The organism is Microbispora sp. ATCC PTA-5024 (assembly GCF_000511135.2).
GTDB classification, from domain to species: Bacteria; Actinomycetota; Actinomycetes; order Streptosporangiales; family Streptosporangiaceae; genus Microbispora; species Microbispora corallina.
In genome coordinates this window covers 1-17,932 of the sequence record NZ_KI866522.1, presented here as the reverse complement: position 1 = coordinate 17,932, position 17,932 = coordinate 1, and the positions used below count along the sequence as shown (strand labels likewise).

The 17,932-nt window shown below is 73.1% G+C and carries 15 protein-coding genes and 1 pseudogene; 4 read left to right on the top strand and 12 right to left on the bottom strand.

All coding sequences use genetic code 11. The features are described from left to right. The 3 genes and pseudogenes from MPTA5024_RS41710 to steA all read right to left on the bottom strand — a co-directional run. A pseudogene (locus MPTA5024_RS41710) lies at positions 1-532 on the bottom strand (hypothetical protein); the annotation flags it as partial. A gap of 77 nt (positions 533-609) precedes the next feature. Then, positions 610-1,584, bottom strand: coding sequence for a copper transporter (locus tag MPTA5024_RS00075; protein WP_036318453.1), 975 nt, complete (start codon positions 1,582-1,584; stop codon positions 610-612). After that, positions 1,581-2,777 (bottom strand): putative cytokinetic ring protein SteA, encoded by a 1,197-nt coding sequence (gene steA / locus MPTA5024_RS00070; RefSeq protein ID WP_036322575.1) that lies wholly within the window; start codon positions 2,775-2,777, stop codon positions 1,581-1,583. Before steA ends, MPTA5024_RS00075 begins: the two co-directional genes overlap by 4 nt. 333 nt (positions 2,778-3,110) lie before the next feature. Here steA and MPTA5024_RS00065 point away from each other — a divergent pair, with 333 nt between their 5' ends. Beyond that, on the top strand, positions 3,111-3,968 hold the full coding sequence (locus tag MPTA5024_RS00065; protein WP_036318451.1) for a hypothetical protein: 858 nt from the start codon (positions 3,111-3,113) through the stop codon (positions 3,966-3,968). A gap of 72 nt (positions 3,969-4,040) precedes the next feature. On the opposite strand, the gene recN is transcribed toward MPTA5024_RS00065, so the two are convergent. From recN to MPTA5024_RS00045, 4 genes are all read right to left on the bottom strand, one after another. Further along, positions 4,041-5,816, bottom strand: coding sequence for a DNA repair protein RecN (gene recN / locus MPTA5024_RS00060; RefSeq protein ID WP_051457550.1), 1,776 nt, complete (start codon positions 5,814-5,816; stop codon positions 4,041-4,043). 169 nt (positions 5,817-5,985) lie between these two features. Then, on the bottom strand, positions 5,986-6,918 hold the full coding sequence (locus MPTA5024_RS00055; protein ID WP_036318449.1) for an NAD kinase: 933 nt from the start codon (positions 6,916-6,918) through the stop codon (positions 5,986-5,988). Positions 6,919-7,075: 157 nt separating this feature from the next. After that, on the bottom strand, positions 7,076-7,885 hold the full coding sequence (locus MPTA5024_RS00050) for a TlyA family RNA methyltransferase (protein WP_036318448.1): 810 nt from the start codon (positions 7,883-7,885) through the stop codon (positions 7,076-7,078). Positions 7,886-7,934: 49 nt separating this feature from the next. Beyond that, positions 7,935-8,168, bottom strand: a complete 234-nt coding sequence (locus tag MPTA5024_RS00045) for a hypothetical protein (protein WP_036318446.1) — start codon at positions 8,166-8,168, stop codon at positions 7,935-7,937. 687 nt (positions 8,169-8,855) lie between these two features. Between MPTA5024_RS00045 and MPTA5024_RS00040 the strand changes: the two genes are divergently transcribed. After that, a complete protein-coding gene (locus tag MPTA5024_RS00040; RefSeq protein WP_036318445.1) occupies positions 8,856-9,203 on the top strand; it encodes an SCP2 sterol-binding domain-containing protein in 348 nt (115 codons plus the stop codon). A gap of 300 nt (positions 9,204-9,503) precedes the next feature. Here MPTA5024_RS00040 and MPTA5024_RS00035 read toward each other — a convergent pair whose 3' ends face one another. Continuing rightward, entirely contained in the window at positions 9,504-10,502 is a 999-nt protein-coding gene (locus MPTA5024_RS00035; protein ID WP_036318444.1) for an HAD-IIA family hydrolase, read from the bottom strand. Beyond that, positions 10,499-10,930, bottom strand: a complete 432-nt coding sequence (locus MPTA5024_RS00030; RefSeq protein WP_036318443.1) for a tetratricopeptide repeat protein — start codon at positions 10,928-10,930, stop codon at positions 10,499-10,501. Before MPTA5024_RS00030 ends, MPTA5024_RS00035 begins: the two co-directional genes overlap by 4 nt. A gap of 86 nt (positions 10,931-11,016) precedes the next feature. Here MPTA5024_RS00030 and MPTA5024_RS00025 point away from each other — a divergent pair, with 86 nt between their 5' ends. Beyond that, positions 11,017-12,243 carry a DUF1015 family protein gene (locus MPTA5024_RS00025; RefSeq protein WP_198166894.1) on the top strand — a complete coding sequence of 409 codons (1,227 nt, stop codon included), beginning with the start codon at positions 11,017-11,019 and terminating at the stop codon, positions 12,241-12,243. A 19-nt stretch (positions 12,244-12,262) separates the two neighbouring features. On the opposite strand, the gene MPTA5024_RS41705 is transcribed toward MPTA5024_RS00025, so the two are convergent. Both MPTA5024_RS41705 and MPTA5024_RS41700 read right to left on the bottom strand, forming a co-directional pair. After that, complete coding sequence (locus MPTA5024_RS41705) at positions 12,263-12,994, bottom strand: tropomyosin (protein ID WP_198166893.1); 732 nt, start codon at positions 12,992-12,994, stop codon at positions 12,263-12,265. A 5-nt stretch (positions 12,995-12,999) separates the two neighbouring features. After that, the gene (locus tag MPTA5024_RS41700; protein ID WP_063794597.1) at positions 13,000-13,476 is read right to left on the bottom strand and encodes a single-stranded DNA-binding protein; all 477 of its coding nucleotides are present in this window, start codon (positions 13,474-13,476) and stop codon (positions 13,000-13,002) included. 103 nt (positions 13,477-13,579) lie between these two features. Here MPTA5024_RS41700 and MPTA5024_RS00010 point away from each other — a divergent pair, with 103 nt between their 5' ends. Next, on the top strand, positions 13,580-14,509 hold the full coding sequence (locus MPTA5024_RS00010; protein ID WP_036318439.1) for an MBL fold metallo-hydrolase: 930 nt from the start codon (positions 13,580-13,582) through the stop codon (positions 14,507-14,509). 122 nt (positions 14,510-14,631) lie between these two features. Here the strand turns inward: MPTA5024_RS00010 and MPTA5024_RS41695 are convergent, their stop codons facing one another. Beyond that, on the bottom strand, positions 14,632-15,855 hold the full coding sequence (locus MPTA5024_RS41695) for a hypothetical protein (RefSeq protein WP_084369583.1): 1,224 nt from the start codon (positions 15,853-15,855) through the stop codon (positions 14,632-14,634). Positions 15,856-17,932: the final 2,077 nt, after the last annotated feature.

The window sequence follows — 17,932 nt, the reverse complement described above, 5'->3', positions numbered from 1 at the left end:
GGTCGAAGAGGTTGGCGAGGTTGGCGGCGCCCGCGACGAGCGCCCCGTCCACGAGCGTGTCGACGGCCCTGGCGGCCGCGGACGACGGCGGGCGCGGGGCGAGGGCGGCGGCCGCGAGCCCGGCCGCCCCGATGCCGAGGATCTTCACGGCGCCGCTGGTGACCTCGCCCCGCGCGAGCGCCGCGAGGTGGCCCTTGAAGCCCTTGGAGGAGGACGTCCCGGTCACGTCGTCGTACGCCCCGAGGACGCCGCTGCCCGCCCCGGCCAGCAGGGCGGCGACGCGGGCGCGCAGGGGCAGCCCGGGGGTGAGCGCGACGGCCGCGGCCGTACCGGCGACGAAGGCCGGGCCCTCCAGCAGCGTGACCGGCTCTCCCCGGTGGTTGACCCGGGTCCAGTACTCGTCGGCGGTCTTCTCGTCGCCGAGCGGCGGGCGGCGGCGGAAGGCGGCGTAGGCCGCGCGGGCCGCGACGGCGCCGAGCGCGGCGCCGATCAGGGCCGCTGCGCGCGTCCCGGCCGGGGAGCGTGTGGCCACGGCTGGTTCCTTCTCTCGGGGTCCCGCTGGTCGCGGGGACGTCTGGGTGGCTGCCGGGCGGGGCGGACGCGTGCCGTCTACCCTCGCGACGTCGCCGGGCTGGGAGTGGGGGTGGGGGCGACGGCCGGCTCGAAGGCCGTGGACCCGCTCCCGACGCCGTACGCTCCGGAACGCCCGGCCAGTTGCTCCCGCAGAGCGTAGACGACCGCGACACGGCCCGCGGGGATATCGACGGTGTCCACGGTGGAGACGTTCGAGGCGGCCTCGCCGGTGTCGTGGAGCACCCCGATGACCCCGGTCGCCGCGGACGCGGTCGTGGTGCCCGCCAGCACGGTCCCGAGGTCGGACGAGTCGAGCCCGGCCGCGACCGACACGATCGCCCCGGTCTGCTTGTCCGCGTCCTCCCCCTCGTACGGCTGGGCCGGGGCGAGCACGATCGCCATCGTCGCCCGCTGGTCGGGGTTGCCGCTCACGGTCAGGAAGTCGCCTGCCTGGAACGCCTCCAGCACGCCGGTCATCGAGGGGTTGGCGCGGCCGGCCTGGGTGCGGTCGCCCGTCACGATCGCGCCGGACAGGACCGCCGCCGCCTTGTCGTACGCCGTGGCGCCGTCGGCGAAGTGGAAGCCGGCGGGGGCGACGGTGGCGGCGAGGCTGTCGACCACGGACTCCTGGTCGCTCGCCGTGAACTTGTCGGTCAGGCTGACCCGGCCGGTGTAGACGGCCCCCGCGCTGCTGATCAGCTTCTGGATCGGGTCGCGCATGCCGGCGGGCGCGCCGGGGGCCTCCACGAGCACCACCCGCTCCCCGGCGAGCTGGCCGCGGACCAGCTCCGAGGTGTGGTTGGTGACGAAGGAGTCGCCGCCCTCCTCCCGGGTCTGCAGGTCGGAGATCTGGGTGATGTAGCTCTCGTTCGCCTTCCGCAGCGAGGCGGTCATCTCCTCCGCCGACTTGAAGAAGGTGGGTTCGAGGACCGTGCTGCCCAGCACGATGCCGACCGTGAGCGCCAGGAAGATCGCCACGATCGAGACGAGGTGATAACGGAAATCGATCACGAGAAGAGTCCGACCAGCCAGAAGACGAAGCCGTTCCAGGCGACGCGCAGGCCGTTCAGCCAGACCTGGCCGATCGGCGAGACCGAGAGCACCACGCCGATGGTCACCATCGTCGTCGCCACGAGCAACAGCAGGGAGGGCGTGGAGATCCGGCTGCGGTAGAGCCGGCTGACGCCCTTGGCGTCCACGAGCTTGCTGCCCACGCGCAGCCGTGTGAGGAAGGTGCTCGCCATCCCGGACCTGCCCTTGTCCAGGAACTCGTCGAGCGTCCAGTGGGTGCCGACGGCGACGATCAGCGAGGCGCCCTTGTCGTCGGCGAGCAGCATCGCGATGTCCTCGCTCGTCCCGGTCGCGGGGAACACCACCGCCTCCTGGCCGAGCCGGTGCACGCGCTCCAGGCCGGGGGCCCGGCCGTCGCGGTAGGCGTGGACCACGAGCTCGGCGCCGCAGCACAGGGCCTTCTCCGAGACCGAGTCGAAGTCGCCCACGATGATGTCGGGGACGTATCCGGCCTCCAGCAGCGCGTCGGCGCCGCCGTCCACGCCGATGAGCACCGGGCGGTACTCCCGGATGTACGGCCGGAGCGTCGCGATGTCCTCCTTGTAGTGGTACCCCCGGACCACGATGAGGACGTGCCGGTCGTCCATGGACGTCCGGATGTCGGGCACGCCCACACCGTCGATCAGCAGGTCGCGCTCGCGGCGGACGTACTCCATGGTGTTGGCGACGAACGCCTCGATCTGGACGGCGAAGCCCGCGCGGGCCTCGGTCATCGCGGCGTCGATCGTCTCGGCGGTCTGGGTCTGGCCCTTGCCGACCAGTTCCTCGTCGAGGTAGATCATGCCGTCGTGGACGCGGACGACGTCGCCGTCCTTGATCCGTTCGAACAACTCGGGGGAGGCGGCGTCGACGAGCGGGATGCCGGCGTCGAGGAGGATGCGCGGCCCGAGGTTGGGGTAGCGGCCGCTGATGCTGGCGGCGACGTTCACGACCGCCGCCACCCCACACGCGACCAGAGCCTCCCCGCTGACCCGGTCGATGTCGACGTGATCGATAATCGCGATTTCCCCGGCCTGGAGGCGCTTGGTCAGCCTCTTGGTCCGCCTGTCGATTCTCGCCACTGCCGTCACCCCGGGAAGGTCGTCGACCTTCCTGCGGCGGAGGCCCGGAACATTCAAGCTCGGGACCTTCATCATGACCATCCTGCCAGAGGCGGCGGCCGGCACGCTCCCGCACCCCACGACCCGTCGGTTTTGTTGGAGCAAGTCAGGGATGTCGTCACCCCCTCAGGACGGCCCCTCGGACGTTCGGACATCCCGGAAGGCCCAGGTCTCCCCCGTTCACGACGTCCCGCGCTCGACCATGCGGACCCTCCGTTCCGGACGTCCCCTCTGCCCGCCGCCTTCCCTCCCAAACCGCCCACGTGCGGACCGTCTGCCGGTGTCCGGATGAGGACACGGTGACAACCCGGCGGCCTCGTGGGCGGTCATGACTGACGCCCGCTCCGCACCCCCGGGAGTCCCCCCTTGCGCGTCCGCACGCTCTCCGCCGCCTTCACCACCGCCGCCCTGACGGCCGGTGCGGCCCTCCTCGGCTTTCCGGCGCCCGCTCCCGCTCACGCCGCCGGCGACGTGGTCGAGTACCGGTGCACCACGGAGGGTGTGGCCGGCACGCAGGACGTCAGGGTGAAGGTCGAGATGACGATGCCGGCCGCGGCCACGACCGGGCAGCAGATGACGATCGGCTGGCACGGGACGTACGCCGACGGAACCGCGCTGCGAGCGCCCGCCTCCGGCCTGACCGGCGCGAGCCTGTACGCCTACGCCTCGATCAGCGGGCTGAGCCGGCTCACCTCCGCCACCGGGGTGGGGACCCTCGGCCCGGTCGGCGCGGGACAGGTCATCGCGCTGCCGCCGGGCGAGGTATCCCTGAGGACGACCTCGGCCAACGCCGGAACGGCGAGTGTGAAACCGGCCGCCCTCAACGTCGGTGACACGCCCACGCACCCGTTGATCCGGTGCGAGGTCCTGAACGCGGCCGCCCTGACGGCCTACCCGCTGACCGTCACGGCCGCCGGGCCGTCGAGCAGCCCTCCGGCCACGCCGACTCCTTCGTCCTCGTCTGGCAGCCCCCGGCCGACCCGCACCGTCACCGCGACCGTGACCGCGTCCGTGACGGCCTCCACGGCGGACGACGGCGGCGTGGGGACGCGGCCGTCCGGGCGCGGCCGGGACGCCGTCGTCACGACGCCCGCGGGAGCGGCGGAAACCGGGGCCGGCGGCGACGCCGGGCCCGACGGACGCGCCCTGGTGGTGACCGGTCTCCTGATCACTGCCGCGTCCGCCGCCGGCCTCCTGCTCCGCCGCCGCACGTACGCCCGCTGAGCGGCCCCTCCCGGACGCCCCCTGCGGACGATTGATGGCGCGGGCGAAGTGCGGCCGTCGGACGGGCTCAGGTCAGGCGGGGCGTTTGGCGGCGGAGCCGGCGCGGCGCTTCGCGGGGGCGGCGGCCTCCTCCTCCCAGGCGGCCTTGTCGGCGGCGGCGATGGACAGCAGCTCCGCCGCGTGGGCCCGGCCGAGCTCGGAGTCCTCCAGACCGGCGAGCATCCGGGACAGCTCCCGCGCCCGGGCCTCCTGGGTCAGGGCGACCACGCCGCTGCGGACCACGCTGCCGTCGCTGGCCTTCTCCACCACCAGGTGCTGGTCGGCGAAGGCCGCGACCTGCGGCAGGTGGGTGACCACGATCACCTGGGCCGTCCGGGCGAGCTTCGCCAGCCGCCTGCCGATCTCGACGGCCGCCTTGCCGCCCACACCGGCGTCGACCTCGTCGAACACGAACGTCGGCACGGGGTCGGCCCCGGCGAACACGACCTCGATGGCGAGCATCACGCGGCTCAGCTCACCGCCGGACGCGCCCTTGGTCAGCGGCAGCGGCGGAGCCGCGGGGTGGGAGGCGAGGCGCAGCTCCACCTCGTCGGCGCCGTGCGGGCCGAACTCTCCGGGCGTGATGGCCACGCTCACCCGTGCGTAGGGCATGGCCAGGGCGGTGAGCTCCGCGGTGACGGCGTCGCCGAACCGCTCCGCCGCGGCCTGCCGGATCACCGTCAGCTCTCCGGCCAGTTCCTTCATCCGGCCGGTCAGCTCGGCGTGCTCCCGGGTGAGCTCCTCGATCCGCTCGTCGTCGCCGTCGAGCTCGGTGAGGCGGGCGGCGGCCCGCTGGGCCCAGGCCAGCACGGCCGCCACGTCCTCGCCGTACTTGCGGGTGAGCCCGGTGAGCAGCGACCTGCGTTCCTGGACGGCGGCCAGCCGCGCCGGGTCGGCCTCCACGGACTCGGCGTAGGCGGCCAGCTCGGTCGCCACGTCGGAGATCAGGTATCCGGCCTCGGCCAGCCGGTCGGCGAGCCCGGCGAGCGCCGGGTCGAAATCGCGCACCGACTCCACGGCCGCCTTGGCCTGGCCGACCAGTGAGACCGCGTCCTGCAGGTCCTGCGCGCCCGACATCGGGTCGCCGAGGAGGGCCGTGTGGGCGGTGGTGGCGGCCGTCCGCAGCGCGTCGGCGTGGGACAGGCGCCCGGCCTCCTCCTTCAGCTCGGCGTCCTCCCCCGACCGGGGCTCGACCTTCTCGATCTCCTCCAGGCCGAACCGGAGCACGTCGGCCTCCTGCGCCCGCTCCCTGGCCTTGACGGTCAGCTCCTGGAGCAGCTCGCCGACCTGCCTGTGCCGTTTGTACGTCTGCTCGTAGGCCCGAAGTGGCTTGACCAGCTCGTCGCCCGCGTAGCGGTCCAGCGCCGCCCGCTGGCGGCCCGGCTGGAGCAGCCGCTGCTGGTCCATCTGGCCGTGCACGGCCACCAGGTCGTCCGCGATGTACGTCAGCGTCCCGACCGGAACCGAGCGGCCGCCCAGCCAGGCGCGGGAACGGCCCTCCGTGGAGACGGACCGCGAGATGATCAGTTGACCGTCCTCGACGTCGCCCCCGACGTCGGCGACCTGCTGGGCCACCCGCCCCTCGGGCTCGATGACGAGTGTGCCCTCGACGAGGGCCTTGTCCGCTCCGGGACGGACCCGCGCGGGATCGGCCCGGCCGCCGAACAGCAGGCCGAGGCCGGTGACGACCATCGTCTTGCCCGCACCCGTCTCACCAGTGACGACGGTGAATCCCGGTGACAGCTCCAGAACGGCCTCGTCGATGACGCCGAGCCCCTGGATGCGGACCTCCTCGACCCGTGGCCGCACTGGTCCCTCCCGTTTTGCCGACCGAACTCGCCAGAGATCCTACGCGCTACTCGTCAAGATTTTCGAGGAGTCGGATTCGCCGTGGACGCCTCCACGGCGATCTGTGGACAAGTCTCCGCTGGTCACCGGGCAAACGGGATCGACGGCGGACAGATCACTCCCAGGCGGATCACCCAGAGAGTTCGCCCGGCGCCGAACCGGTGCGGACGCGGCCGCGCCAGCCCTCCACGGGCAGCCCGAACTTGGCCACCAGGCGGTCGGTGAACGGCGCGCCGGTCGACTCCGCCCCCAGCAGCCGGGCCAGCCGCACCGGGACGGTTCCCCGTCGCACCTCGAGGCGGCTGCCTGGCGGGATGTCGAAGCGGCGGCGCCCGTCGCACCACAGCACCGCCGGGCTGGTCTCCGGGATGATCTCGACGGCCAGCGTGGACCGCGGGGACACGACCATCGGCCGGGCGAACAGGGCGTGCGCGCTGTTCGGCACCAGCAGCAGCGCCTCGACCTCCGGCCACACGACCGGCCCCCCGGCGGAGAACGCGTACGCGGTCGAGCCGGTCGGCGTCGCGCAGATAACGCCGTCGCACCCCCAGCGGGACAGCGGACGGCCGTCGATCTCGGCCACGACCTCCAGCATGCGATCGACCTTCTCGACGCTGGCCTCGTTGAGGGCCCACGTCTGCGCGACCACGGAGCCGTTCAGGCGGACGAGGACCTCGATCGTCATCCGTTCCTCGACCTCGTAGCGGCCCTCGACCACCCGGTCGACGGCCACGTTGAGGTCTTCGACCTCGGCCTCGGCGAGGAAGCCGACGTGCCCGAGATTGACCCCGAGCAGCGGCACCCGGGCGGGGCGGGCGAGCTCGGCGGCCCGCAGCAGCGTGCCGTCGCCGCCCAGAACGATGATCAGCTCGGCGTCGTCGAGAGCCGAGGCGTGGTCGGGGACGACGTCGGCCCCGGCGCAGCCGATCTCCTCCGCCTCGTCGTCGAGCACCCGGACGTTCAGGCCCGCGTCGATGAGGCGGTTCATGACCAGCCTGGCGCTCAGCACGGCCGCCTCGCGGCCCGTGTGCGCCGTGACGAGGATCGTCCGCTTGATGTTCACCCGTCGCTCACCGTCTCCAGTTCGTGGACGCCGCCGGCCGCGGCCCCTCGCGCCCGTCGCCTCGGTCCAGCCGCTCGCACTGGTCGCCCGCCGTCCCGCCGGCGGCGTCCGGCCTGGGCACCCGCACCGGTGCCCGCGTGACCCAGGGGCGCGGGAGTCATCGAGGTCCCTCCGCGACCGCCCGCTCGACGGCCTCTCCGACATCGGGAACGGCGGCGTGCCCCGTCCCCTTCCCGAGCCACAGGACGTACTCCACGTTCCCGGACGGCCCGGGCAGCGGGCTCGCGGTCACGCCCTTCACCGTGAGGCCCAGCGCCTGGGCCGCGGTGGCCACGTCGCGCACGACCTCGGCCCGCAGATCGGGGTCCCGTACGACGCCACCGGCGCCGACGCGATCCTTGCCGACCTCGAACTGCGGCTTCACCAGCATGGCGAACTCCGCGACGTCCGCGGCGCAGGCGACCAGCGCAGGCAGCACCAGGCGGAGCGAGATGAACGACAGGTCGCCGACGATCAGCGTGGGCGGCTCCCCCACCATCTCGGGCGTGAGGTCGCGGACGTTCACCCGCTCCATGACGGTGACGCGCTCGTCGGTGCGCAGCGACCAGGCGAGCTGGCCGTACCCGACGTCCACGGCGAGCACGTGCGCGGCGCCGTGCCGGAGCAGGACGTCGGTGAAGCCGCCGGTGGAGGCGCCCGCGTCCAGGCAGCGGCGGCCCTCGACGGTCAGGCCCTCGAAGGCGCGCAGGGCGCCGAGCAGCTTGTGCGCCCCCCGGGAGACGTAGTCGGGGCCCTCCGAGGTCTCGGCGACGAGGATCGCGGCGGCGGTGTCCACCTGGGTGGCCGGCTTTCCCGCGACCCGCCCTCCGACGCTCACGCGGCCGTCCTCGATCAGCTGCGCGGCCTGCTCACGGGATCGGGCGAGCCCCCGGCGCACCAGTTCGCTGTCGAGGCGGACGCGCTTCACCCTCGGCCTCCGGCCGTACGGAGGCGGGACGAGGGGCGTGGCAGCCTCGTCACCGGGCGGCCTCCACACCCGAAGCGGGGCGCCCAGCGGCGGCGGGCACTGTGGGTTCGGTGGGTTCGGTGGGTTCGGCGGGTTCGGCGGGTTCGGCGGGTTCGGCGGGCTCGTCGACCGAGGCGAGGACCGCCTCCAGGCCGGTGAGGACCTCCTCGAAGATGGTGACGTGACCGGACACCGGCGTCCGGCCGAGCCGTCCGAGCGGCTCCAGCGCCGCCTGCACGCTCACAGGGCCCGGAACGCCGCCGGCCGGCGAGCCCGGACCCGGAACGCCCACGGTTGGCGAGCCTGCGCCGGGAACGCCGGCGGCCGGGGAGGCGGGACCGCGGCCGGCGGAGGCGAGGTCCAGAGGAGAGGGCAGACGCTTCACGCCCGTCTGCTCGCTTTCGACGCCTGGAACCGCGGTGGCAGGCGAGGCCGGAACGCCGGCGGCGGGCGAGACCGGAACAGGGCCTGCCGGCGTGACGTCGAGAGGGGCGGGCCCGGATGCCCGGGGGGCCTCGGCGACGCCGGAGCCGGAGCCCGGATCGGAGACGCCGGAGCCTGTAGCGGGATCGGAGACGCCGGAGCCTGTAGCGAGACCGGGGACACCCGCCAGGCCGCCGGGAACGCGTCCCTCGGCCGCCTCGATGCCGCTGTCCGTCATCGGTCCCCTCCCCATGACGCCGTCGCCGGCGCTCACTTGCCGGTCGCCCTGACGCTATCGGACGGCACCGACACTCGCGCCGCGCTCCGGGTCCTTGCCGTACGTCTTCCGGGACGATGGGGCGCGAACCCGTCCTCCCGGGGCGGCCAACGGCCCGCGACCCGCCGTTTGTTCCACATCGGGGTTGTGTATTTCGCGCGCCGGTCTCGTGGAAAGCTACTGTCGGTAGAAAGAGGGCATGGCCGGGGATCGCGAGGAAAGGGCAGGTGCATGGCGACCGTCGAGGAATGCAGGGCGGCGCTGGAGAAGCTGGTCGAGCAGTTTCAGGAGATCAGCGAAGAGGACCGTGCGAAGCACGTGGTCGAGCGCCGGCTCGCCTGCCGGATCTCCGACCTCGGCGTCACCTTCTACGGCCGTATCCACCACGACGGGCTGGATCCGTTCAAGGAGGTGCCGCCGGAGGACGGCCGTCCCGCCGAGGTCAAGCTCACGCTCGGCAGCGAGGACCTCATCTCCATGGTGAACGGCGAGCTGGACATGGCCCGTGCCCTGCTGGGCGGCCGCGTGAAGATCGACGCCAGCCTCGGCGACCTGCTCCGGCTCCGCAAGCTCCTCTGATACCTCCGCGCGTCCCGGCCGGTCCCTACGGGGATGCAGGACGCCTCCCGGCGGCCCTGCGCGCCCACTGCCCGCGACCCGTCACGATCGCCCTGGACGAGCCCGCCACCGAAGCACAGGGCATTTCAGGGCGACTGGAGCTGTCCTCTCAGCTCCTGCGCTCCTGCTGAGCGGCAGGACGCTCCCGAGCGGCCTCCGCACGCCTCCCAATACGACGTACGGGTGCTCCCGTCACATCGCCTGCGGACGTCCCCGAAGCCGGTGGCGGGCCGAGGTCCGGGGACGTCTCGTGAGGCGTGGTCAGAGGCCGATGACGGTGAGGGCGGGCTTCACGGCGTCCTCATCGGCCCGGCCGTCCCCCGCGGCCTCCCATGCCGTGGCGCAGGCGGCACGCAGCCCGTCGACGGGGTCGCCGCCGCCGTCCAGTGTCAGCTGCCGGCCCTCCCACCGGGCCGTCCAGCCGCCGCACGACCAGCCGCCGCCCTCGCGCCGTACCTCCGCGGGGGCCGCGTGCAGGCCGCCCAGATCGGCGGCGATGTGGGTGGGACGGTGGTGGGGAGCGGCGGTGAGCAGGTCGAGCGGGGTGGTCACCCCGGTCAGGACGAGCAGACCGTCCACCCCGGCGCGGGTCGCCGCCTCGATGTCGGTGTCGAGGCGGTCGCCCACGATGAGCGGCCTCCGGGCGTGCGTGCGGATCATCGACTCGCGGTGGAGAGGCGGCTCCGGCTTGCCCGCGACGACCGGCTCGACGCCGGTGGCCGTGGCGATCACCCGGCTCATCGACCCGTTCCCGGGCAGTTCGCCGCGCCCGGTGGGCATGGTGGCGTCGCCGTTGGCCGCGACGAACCACGCGCCCCGCCGCACGGCCAGTGCGCCCTCCGCGATCAGCCCGTACGACAGGGTGTCGGAGATTCCCTGCACCACCGCGGCGGGCTCGTCGAGGGCCGTCGTGACGGGTCGCAGGCCGTGGGCGCGCAGGGCCGTCCGCAGGCCCATGCCGCCGACGACGAGCACCGCGGACCCGGCCGGGACGTGCTCGGCGATGAGGCGGGCGGCGGCCTGGGCGGACGTCACGACGTCCTCGGGACCGGCCGGGACGCCGAGGTCGGTGAGGTGTTGCGCGATGGCGCCCGGCGTACGGGACGCGTTGTTCGTCACGAAGGCGAGCCGCGCGCCCTTGGCCCTGGCCTGCTCCAGCGCCTCGGGGGCGCCGGGGACGGCCCGCCGGCCGAGGTAGACGACGCCGTCGAGGTCGAGCAGCAGGGTGTCGTAGCCGTCGACCAGGGTCTGGGCCGTCATGCCCGCCTCGCGCGCAACGTCGCCTGGACCTGCTTCAAGGCCGACACGTAGTGCCGCTGGTCGGGCCGCATCGCCACGGCGACGGCCAGCGGCTCCTGGGCGGCCTCGATGTCGCCGCTGCGCCACAACGCCAGGCCCAGCCCGAAATACGCGTAGTCCTCGACGGGATTGGCGTCCACTATCCAGCGGAAACTGCCGGCGGCCTCGTCGTACTGCCGGGAATTGAACTGAGCCCGGGCCAGCGCCTCTCGAATGCTGCGCGACTCGGGCTCGGCCTGCGCGGCCCGTTCGAGAATGGCCGCCGCCGCGGCCGGACTGCCTTCCTCCAGAAGCTTGGTGCCACGGCGGAACCAGTCATAGACATCGCCGGAGGGCGTGCCGCCCGGATCGGGTGAGGAGTCGGACGCGTCGTTTCGTCCCTGGATCATCGGGTAAGCCCTCCTGCAATCCGATTTCATCAAGAACCGGGCACCGCAGCATCGGGGAGTCCGGGCCTTATGGCAACATGCCCGGTATGGAGAGTTCTGAACGGACGGGACTGGTGCTGCGTCCCTTCCGTGGCGTCCGATTCACAGTGGACGATCTGGGCGCCGTCACCTCTCCACCGTACGATCTGATCTCCCCCGAGGAATTCCGCGAACTGCTCGGTCGTCATCCGAACAACGTGGCGCGCCTGATCCTTCCCGGTGCCGGGCACTACGGCGAGGCCAGGGCCGAGCTGAGCGAGTGGCTGGCGTCGGGCGTGCTGACCGTCGACCCGCTTCCCGCGCTGTACGTGTACGAGCAGAGCGGCGTGGGATTCCTGCAGCGTGGGCTGATCGGCGCGCTGGGCGTCGGCTCGACGTCGGTGCTGCCCCACGAGAACGTCATGCCGGGCCCGGTCGCCGACCGGCTCGCGCTCATGCGGGCCACCCAGGCCAACCTCGAACCGATCTTCCTGCTGTACGAGGGCGGCGGGACCGCCTCGCGCCTCGTCGACGACGTGGCGGCGCAGCGCTTCCCCCAGATCGACGTACGGACCCGGGACGGCGTCCATCACCGGCTGTGGGCGCTGACCGACCCAGACGAGATCGCCGCGGTGGGCGAGGACCTGCGCGACCGGCAGGCCCTGATCGCGGACGGCCACCACCGCTACGCCACGTACGAGGCCCTCCGGACCGATCACCTCGGCCCGGGGCCCTGGGACTACGGCCTCGCCTACCTCGTCGACTCCACGCACTACCCGCCCGAGCTGCGTGCGATCCACCGGGTGATCCCGGCCCTGCCCCTGCAGGAGGCGGCGGCCCGGGCCAAGGGCGCCTGGCAGGTCCACGAGTTCGCCGCATTGGAGGACGCCCTGGCGGGCCTCGCCACGGCGACGGGGCCGGCGTTCGTGCTCGCCGGCGAGGGCTCTTCCCACCTGCTCACCGATCCGGACCCCCTGCAGGTCGAACGGGCGATGCCGCCCGGCCGCTCGGCGCGGTGGCGGGCGTTGCCCACCTCCATCCTCACGCTGTTCCTGCTGCCGAAGGTCTGGGGCATCGACGACAGCGAGGACGCGGTGCTGGTCGTGCACCACGACCCCCTCGCCGCCGTACGGCTCGCTCAACGGCACGGCGGGACGGCCGTGCTGATGAACCCGCTGTCGACGGCGGACGTCCTGACCGTGGCGGCGCAGGGCGAACGGGTGCCGCGTAAGTCGACCTCGTTCGGCCCCAAGCCCCGGACCGGACTCGTCATGCGGACGTTCGCCGCGGAGTGACCCGGACGCCGCCGGCGGCTCAGCGTTCCTTCAGCCGGTCGAGCACCTCCTGGATCATGCCCACCACAGCCTTGTGACGGGCGTCCGCGACCCTGGCCTGCTCGTTCACCACGTCCTCGAGATCGCCCATCCGCGTCTCGAGACCGCCCATCCGGTTTTCGAGATGGCCCATCCGCGTCTCGAGGCCCGTGAGACGAGTTTCCATACTGTCGAGCCGCACCTCAACGCCCGTGAGACGGGACTCCACACCGTCGAGCCGCACCTCAACGCCCGTGAGACGGGACTCCACACCGTCGAGCCGCACCTCAACGCCCGTGAGACGCGATTCCACTCCATCGAGCCGTGTCTCAACGTTCGTCAGGCGCGATTCCACACCGTCGAGCCGCACCTCAACGCCCGTGAGACGCGATTCCACACCCTCGAGCCGTGTCTCAACGTTCGCCAGGCCCGATTCCACGCCGTCGAGCCGTGTCTCGACGACCGTGAGACGGGACTCCACACCGTCGAGCCGTGTCTCGACGCAGTCCAGGCGCGTCTCGACCAGCGCGGTCTTCGTGACGACCTCGTCTACTTTCGTGTCGAGATCGCTGACCCTCTTGTCGAGGCCGCTGAATCGGTCGCCGAGATCGGTCACGCCGACCTCGATTCGCTCCAGCCGCACCCCCGTGTGCTCGCCGTTCAGGAGCAGCTTGCCCGCCACCCGCTCCAGCGTCGCGACCCTGCTCTCCGTCTCCGTCTCCACCACAGCCACGGACCTTACCCTTCGTCCTCGTCCGATGACGGATCGTTGACGATTCGGGAAACCTCGAGATCCTCGTCCCTCGCCGGTCGGCGGGGCGCCTGCACGTCGGCCCGCTCGGCCGGCACGACCTCGGCCGTCCGGTTCGCGTCCGGTTGCTCTGTTGCGGCTTCGCCGGAGGGCGTCCGGGCGGCGGCGTGGAGGCGCCGGGCGGTGCCCACCTCGACCTCGTAGCGGCTGCCGCCGCGCCACCACCGGCGGCGCATCGCCCCCTCCACCTGGACGACGTCGTCGACCTGCCAGCCCAGGACCATCTCGCGCACGCCGTCGTCGAACGTGGCGCACTCGATCGCGTCCGAACGCTGATGTCCTGGCCGGCTGGCCGGCCGCCGTACGGCCAGCCGCCACTGGGTGAGCAGGGTGCCGCTCGGCAACTCCCGGTGCATGGGACGCATCGACAGCCGGCCGACCAGCACCACCTCGTTGCGGTGCATGTGATCTCCTCTCCTACGCAGGAGATCACTGTCGGCGATTAAGCTGGAGCGTCGACGACCTGAACGACATTCTGTGGATGCCGGACCGACCTCGAGGTGGCCTGTGGACAACGTGACGCCGCTCGGCGGCGACGTGTACGAGATCGACACCCGCATGGCCGGGTACTCCGGAATCACCGCCGGCTACCTGATCCTGGGCGACCGTCCCTGCCTCGTCGAGACCGGCACCTCGACCTCGGCGCCCGTCGTCAGTGACGCCCTCGCCTCGCTCGGCGTCGGCCCGGACGACCTGGCAACCGTCGTCGTGACGCACATCCACCTCGACCACGCGGGCGGTGTGGGGGACATCGCGGGATACTTCCCCTCAGCCGAGATCGTCGTCCATGAGAAGGGCGCCCGGCACCTGGCCGACCCCTCACGCCTCATGGCCAGCGCGAAGATGGTGTGGGGCGACAAGCTCGACACGCTGTTCGGCAGCCTCGCCCCCACCGACGCCGCGCGGATCCGCGCCCTCGGCGACACCGGGGCGATCGACCTGGGCAACGGCCGGACCCTGGCCAGCCACTACTCCCCCGGCCACGCCAAGCACCACGTCGGGCTGCTGGACTCGCTCACCGGCGACCTGTACGTGGGCGACGCGGCCGGCGTCTACCTCCCCGAGACCGGCGACCTGCGGCCGGCCACCCCGCCGCCGGACTTCGACCTGGGGGTCGCCCTCGACTCGATCGCGCTGTTCTCGGCGCTCGGCCCGCAGCGGCTGCTGTTCAGTCACTACGGGCCGGTCGACGACGTGCCCGCGACGCTCGAACGATCGGCCGAGGAACTGCGCGTCTGGGTGGACCTCACCAAGCAGGCCCGCTCGGAAGGCCTGGACTTGGACCACGCCGTCGCCATGGTCCGCGACCGCACGCGGGAACGGTACGCCGCGCTACGGGCGGACGAGACGACGGCCGAGCAGTTCGAGCTGCTCAGCGGCGCGCCGTCCAACGTCGCGGGCATCATGCACTGGCTGGACCGCGTCCCCGACGCCTGACGCCACACCCCGAGCCCGCGTCACAGCTGACGTGGTAGACGCCGGTCGCCGCACGTCCCGCCCGCGAGCGGTTCCGTACGGCGTGGTGCCGTACGGAACCGCTCGCGTCGAAGACGGGCCGATCAGGGCTGGCGCTTCGTCCGATCGTCGGCGGCGTCGTCCAGGACGTCGCCGAAGTCGGGCTCGATGAACGCGGGGCCGAAGGCCGGCACACCGGTCGTCGCCGCGCTCGTGGTTTCGGCGTCCTCGTCCTCGTTCTCGTCGGAACGGCCACCGGCGTCGGCCGCCGTCTCGGGCTCGTCGCCACTGTCCGTGGACGTGTCCTCGTCGGCCTGGCCGGCGACGTCCTCGTCTTCGGTCTCGCCGGCCGGGGAGGCGGCAACCTCCCCAGCGAGGTCGGCCTCGGAGTCCTCAGAGTCCTCGGAGTCCTCGAGGTCGTCGACCTCGCCCTCCTCGTCCTCGTCGACCTCGCCCTCCTCGTCCTCGTCGACCTCGGCCTCGTCGAGGTCGTTCAGGTCCTCGGCGGCGTCCACGTCGTCGAGATCGTCATCGAGATCGTCGTCGGCGCCCTCGGCGAGGTCCTCGACGAGCTTGTCCTCGACGTCCTCGGTGATCTCGTCGCCGAGGTCGTCGAGCTCACTGTCGAGATCTTCCTCGATGTCCTCGATGTCATCGATCACGTCGCCGGTGAGCTCGGCGTACCGCTCGGCCGCGTCGGTCTCGCCGTTCTCGTCGAAGGCCATCGCCCGGGAGAACCAGTCCGTGGCGGCGGCCTCGTGCCCGGCGTCGGCCAGGGCGTCGGCGTAGGCGAAGGCCAGCCGGGCCGACCAGGGCTTCGGCTGGGGGTCGCGCAGCTCGGGAAGACGCTGCAGCGTGATCACAGCAGCGTCGTGCTGGCCGAGGTCGCGGCGCGCGCCGGACTCGACGATGGCCAGCTCGATCTTGCCCGCCCGGTTCAGGCGCTCGGCCTCCGGGGAACGCACCAGGTCCAGCGCCCGCTCCGGACGCCCGAGGCCGCGCTCGCAGTCCGCCATCACCGGCAGGTACTCGTCCGAGCCGTTCATCCGCCGCGCCGCGCGGAGGTCGCCGAGGGCCTCGGCGTACTGCCCCGCGTGGTACGCGGCGATGCCGGCGGCCTCCCTGACGACGCCGATCCGCGCGGCGAAGCGGCGGGCGACCTTCGCGTGCTCATAGGCCCGCTCGGGATCGTCGTCGCTCAGCGCTCGACCGGCCGCCACGAGGTGGCTGGCCACCAGGTCGGCGAGGTCGTTCGGAAGCGAGCGCAGCTCGGCCCGGGCCTCGCGGTCGAGCTCGTCCGGCGTGATGTCCGCCTCCAGCTCGGGCATCTCCTCACGCGGCTTCGAGTCGGCCGGCTTGCCGTACCGGGTACGGCTGCCGCCCCGGTCGTCGTCGCGGCTGAACGGACGCGGGCGGTCGCCGGCGCCGGGACGGCCACCGCGGTCGCCCCGATCACCTCGGTCGCCGCGGTCGCCCCGATCACCTCGGTCACCTCGGTCACTTCGATCGCCTCGGTCCGAGAAGGGACGCTGCCGGCGCTCGCCGAAGCCTGCGCCACGCTCACGGAACGGGCGTCCGCCCTCGCCAGGGCCGCGGCTGGGCCGTCCGCCGTCCCGGTCCCCGTACCCGCGAGACCCCTCACGGTCGCGGTAGGAACCGGCGCGGCCGCGGTCGTCGCCATGGTCACGCCGGGGGAAGCCGCGCGAACCGTCGCGGTCGCCGTAGGAGCGGCGCGGCCGGTCGTCGCTGTCGCGCCGGGGGCGGTCATCGCTGCGGAAGCCGTCCCGCTCGCCGTACCGCCGGTCGCCGCGCTCCGCACCCGAGTCACGGTCACGGTACGGACGACCGCCATCACGCGCACCGCCATCACGGAAGCGCGGCCGGTCGCCACCCTCAAAGCGCTGGCCCCGCTCAGGCCGGTCGCCACCCTCGAACCGCCGGTCGGGCCGGTCGGGCCGGTCGCCGCGGTCGAAGCGGTCGCGGCGCTCGCCGGACGGACGTCCGCCACGGTCGCTCCGGTCGTCGCGCGACCCGAAGCCACTCCGGGAGCCGTCTCGCGAGCCGTCACGCGAGCCGTCACGCGAGCCGTCACGGAACCCGTACCTGCCGCCGAAACCGCCGCCCTGCCCGCGCTGACGGTCGCCGCCGAAGCCGCCACTGTCACGCCCGCCGCCCTCGCGGAAGCCCGGCCGGCTCGGCCGGTCGCCGCGGTCGTCGGAGCGGTACGGCCGCTCCCGTCGGTCGTCCGACTGGAAGGGCCTGTCGGGACGGAACGGGCGGTCTCCCCGGTCATCCGGGCGGAACGGCCGGTCGCGACGGTCGTCGGAGCGGAACGGCCTGTCGCCGCGGTCACCGCGATCACGACGGTCGTCGCGGTCCCCGGACCGGAACGGCCGGTCGCCGTGCTCCCCGGAACGGGGCGGGCGGCCGGGACGGTCATCGCGGCCGCGGGAACCGTAGCCACCACGAGCGGCGTCCCTGTCGCCGTAGGACCGCTCTCCATAGGAGCGCTCGCCGAACGGCCGCTGCGGCCGCCGATCGGCCGGACCGCCTTCACGCCGATCCCGGCCGTCATCACGGGAACCGAAGGCGCGGGGCCTGTCCCGGTCGCCGTACCCGCCGCGTTCGCCCGAGCGGGAGTAACCGCCACGATCGTCGCGATCCCGGAAACCGCCGCTCCGGGACCCGTCGCGGTCGCCGTAGGAGCGTCCCCCACTACGCGCGTCACGGTCGCCGGAGCCTCCGCCCCGGCCCTGGTCGCGGAAGCCGCGCCGGTCGGAACGGAACGAGCGCTCGCCACGGTCGCCGCGATCTCCCCGGGGGGCGTCACGCCGCTCCCCGTAGCGGCCTGCGGAGCCGCCGCCTCTCTCATCAGCGCGGAAGCCGCCGGGGCGCCCGGATCGGTCCCTGCTCTCTTCGCGGTTGTCATCGCCACGGCCCGTGCCGTCGCGCCCGTCTTCTCTGTTCACTTCTGTCCTCTGTCACATGCTCGGACGGCTCATCCGTCCGGTTCGCCGGCCGCCCTCTCGCGGCCCCGCATCTTCTCGGCCGTCTCCTCAGGGCGGAAGATGCCCCTTACCCGAATCTCCCGGGCCTACCGATCTGTTCGCCACCGGTCTGTTGGTCGCGTCATGCGACGCAGCCGCGGCTTCTCTAGAAAAGCGACGAAGGCCACCCGCGGTTCAGGGTGGCCCGGCCGCTCCAGCCTAGCGCCCCCTCCCCACCGCGTGAGCCCCGGTCACACGTTCTGCCGCTCGGGGCGGTGGCTTTGCGGGGTGGGCGGCTGTGGGGGTGACGGGTTGCGGTGGTGGGTTATGCGGGGGCCGGGGTGGTGGGTTTGCGCGGAGGCGCTGGGTGCTGGGTTTGCGCGGAGGCGCTGGGTGCTGGGTTTGCGCGGAGGGGCGA

What these genes read in the sequence shown, in the direction of transcription:
- steA (WP_036322575.1), bottom strand. Translation starts at nt 2,777, where the DNA reads ATGAAGGTCCCGAGCTTGAATGTTCCGGGCCTCCGCCGCAGGAAGGTC.
- MPTA5024_RS00040 (WP_036318445.1), top strand. Translation starts at nt 8,856, where the DNA reads ATGGCGACCGTCGAGGAATGCAGGGCGGCGCTGGAGAAGCTGGTCGAG.
- MPTA5024_RS00035 (WP_036318444.1), bottom strand. Translation starts at nt 10,502, where the DNA reads ATGACGGCCCAGACCCTGGTCGACGGCTACGACACCCTGCTGCTCGAC.
- MPTA5024_RS00030 (WP_036318443.1), bottom strand. Translation starts at nt 10,930, where the DNA reads ATGATCCAGGGACGAAACGACGCGTCCGACTCCTCACCCGATCCGGGC.
- MPTA5024_RS00025 (WP_198166894.1), top strand. Translation starts at nt 11,017, where the DNA reads ATGGAGAGTTCTGAACGGACGGGACTGGTGCTGCGTCCCTTCCGTGGC.
- MPTA5024_RS41700 (WP_063794597.1), bottom strand. Translation starts at nt 13,476, where the DNA reads ATGCACCGCAACGAGGTGGTGCTGGTCGGCCGGCTGTCGATGCGTCCC.
- MPTA5024_RS41695 (WP_084369583.1), bottom strand. Translation starts at nt 15,855, where the DNA reads ATGCCCGAGCTGGAGGCGGACATCACGCCGGACGAGCTCGACCGCGAG.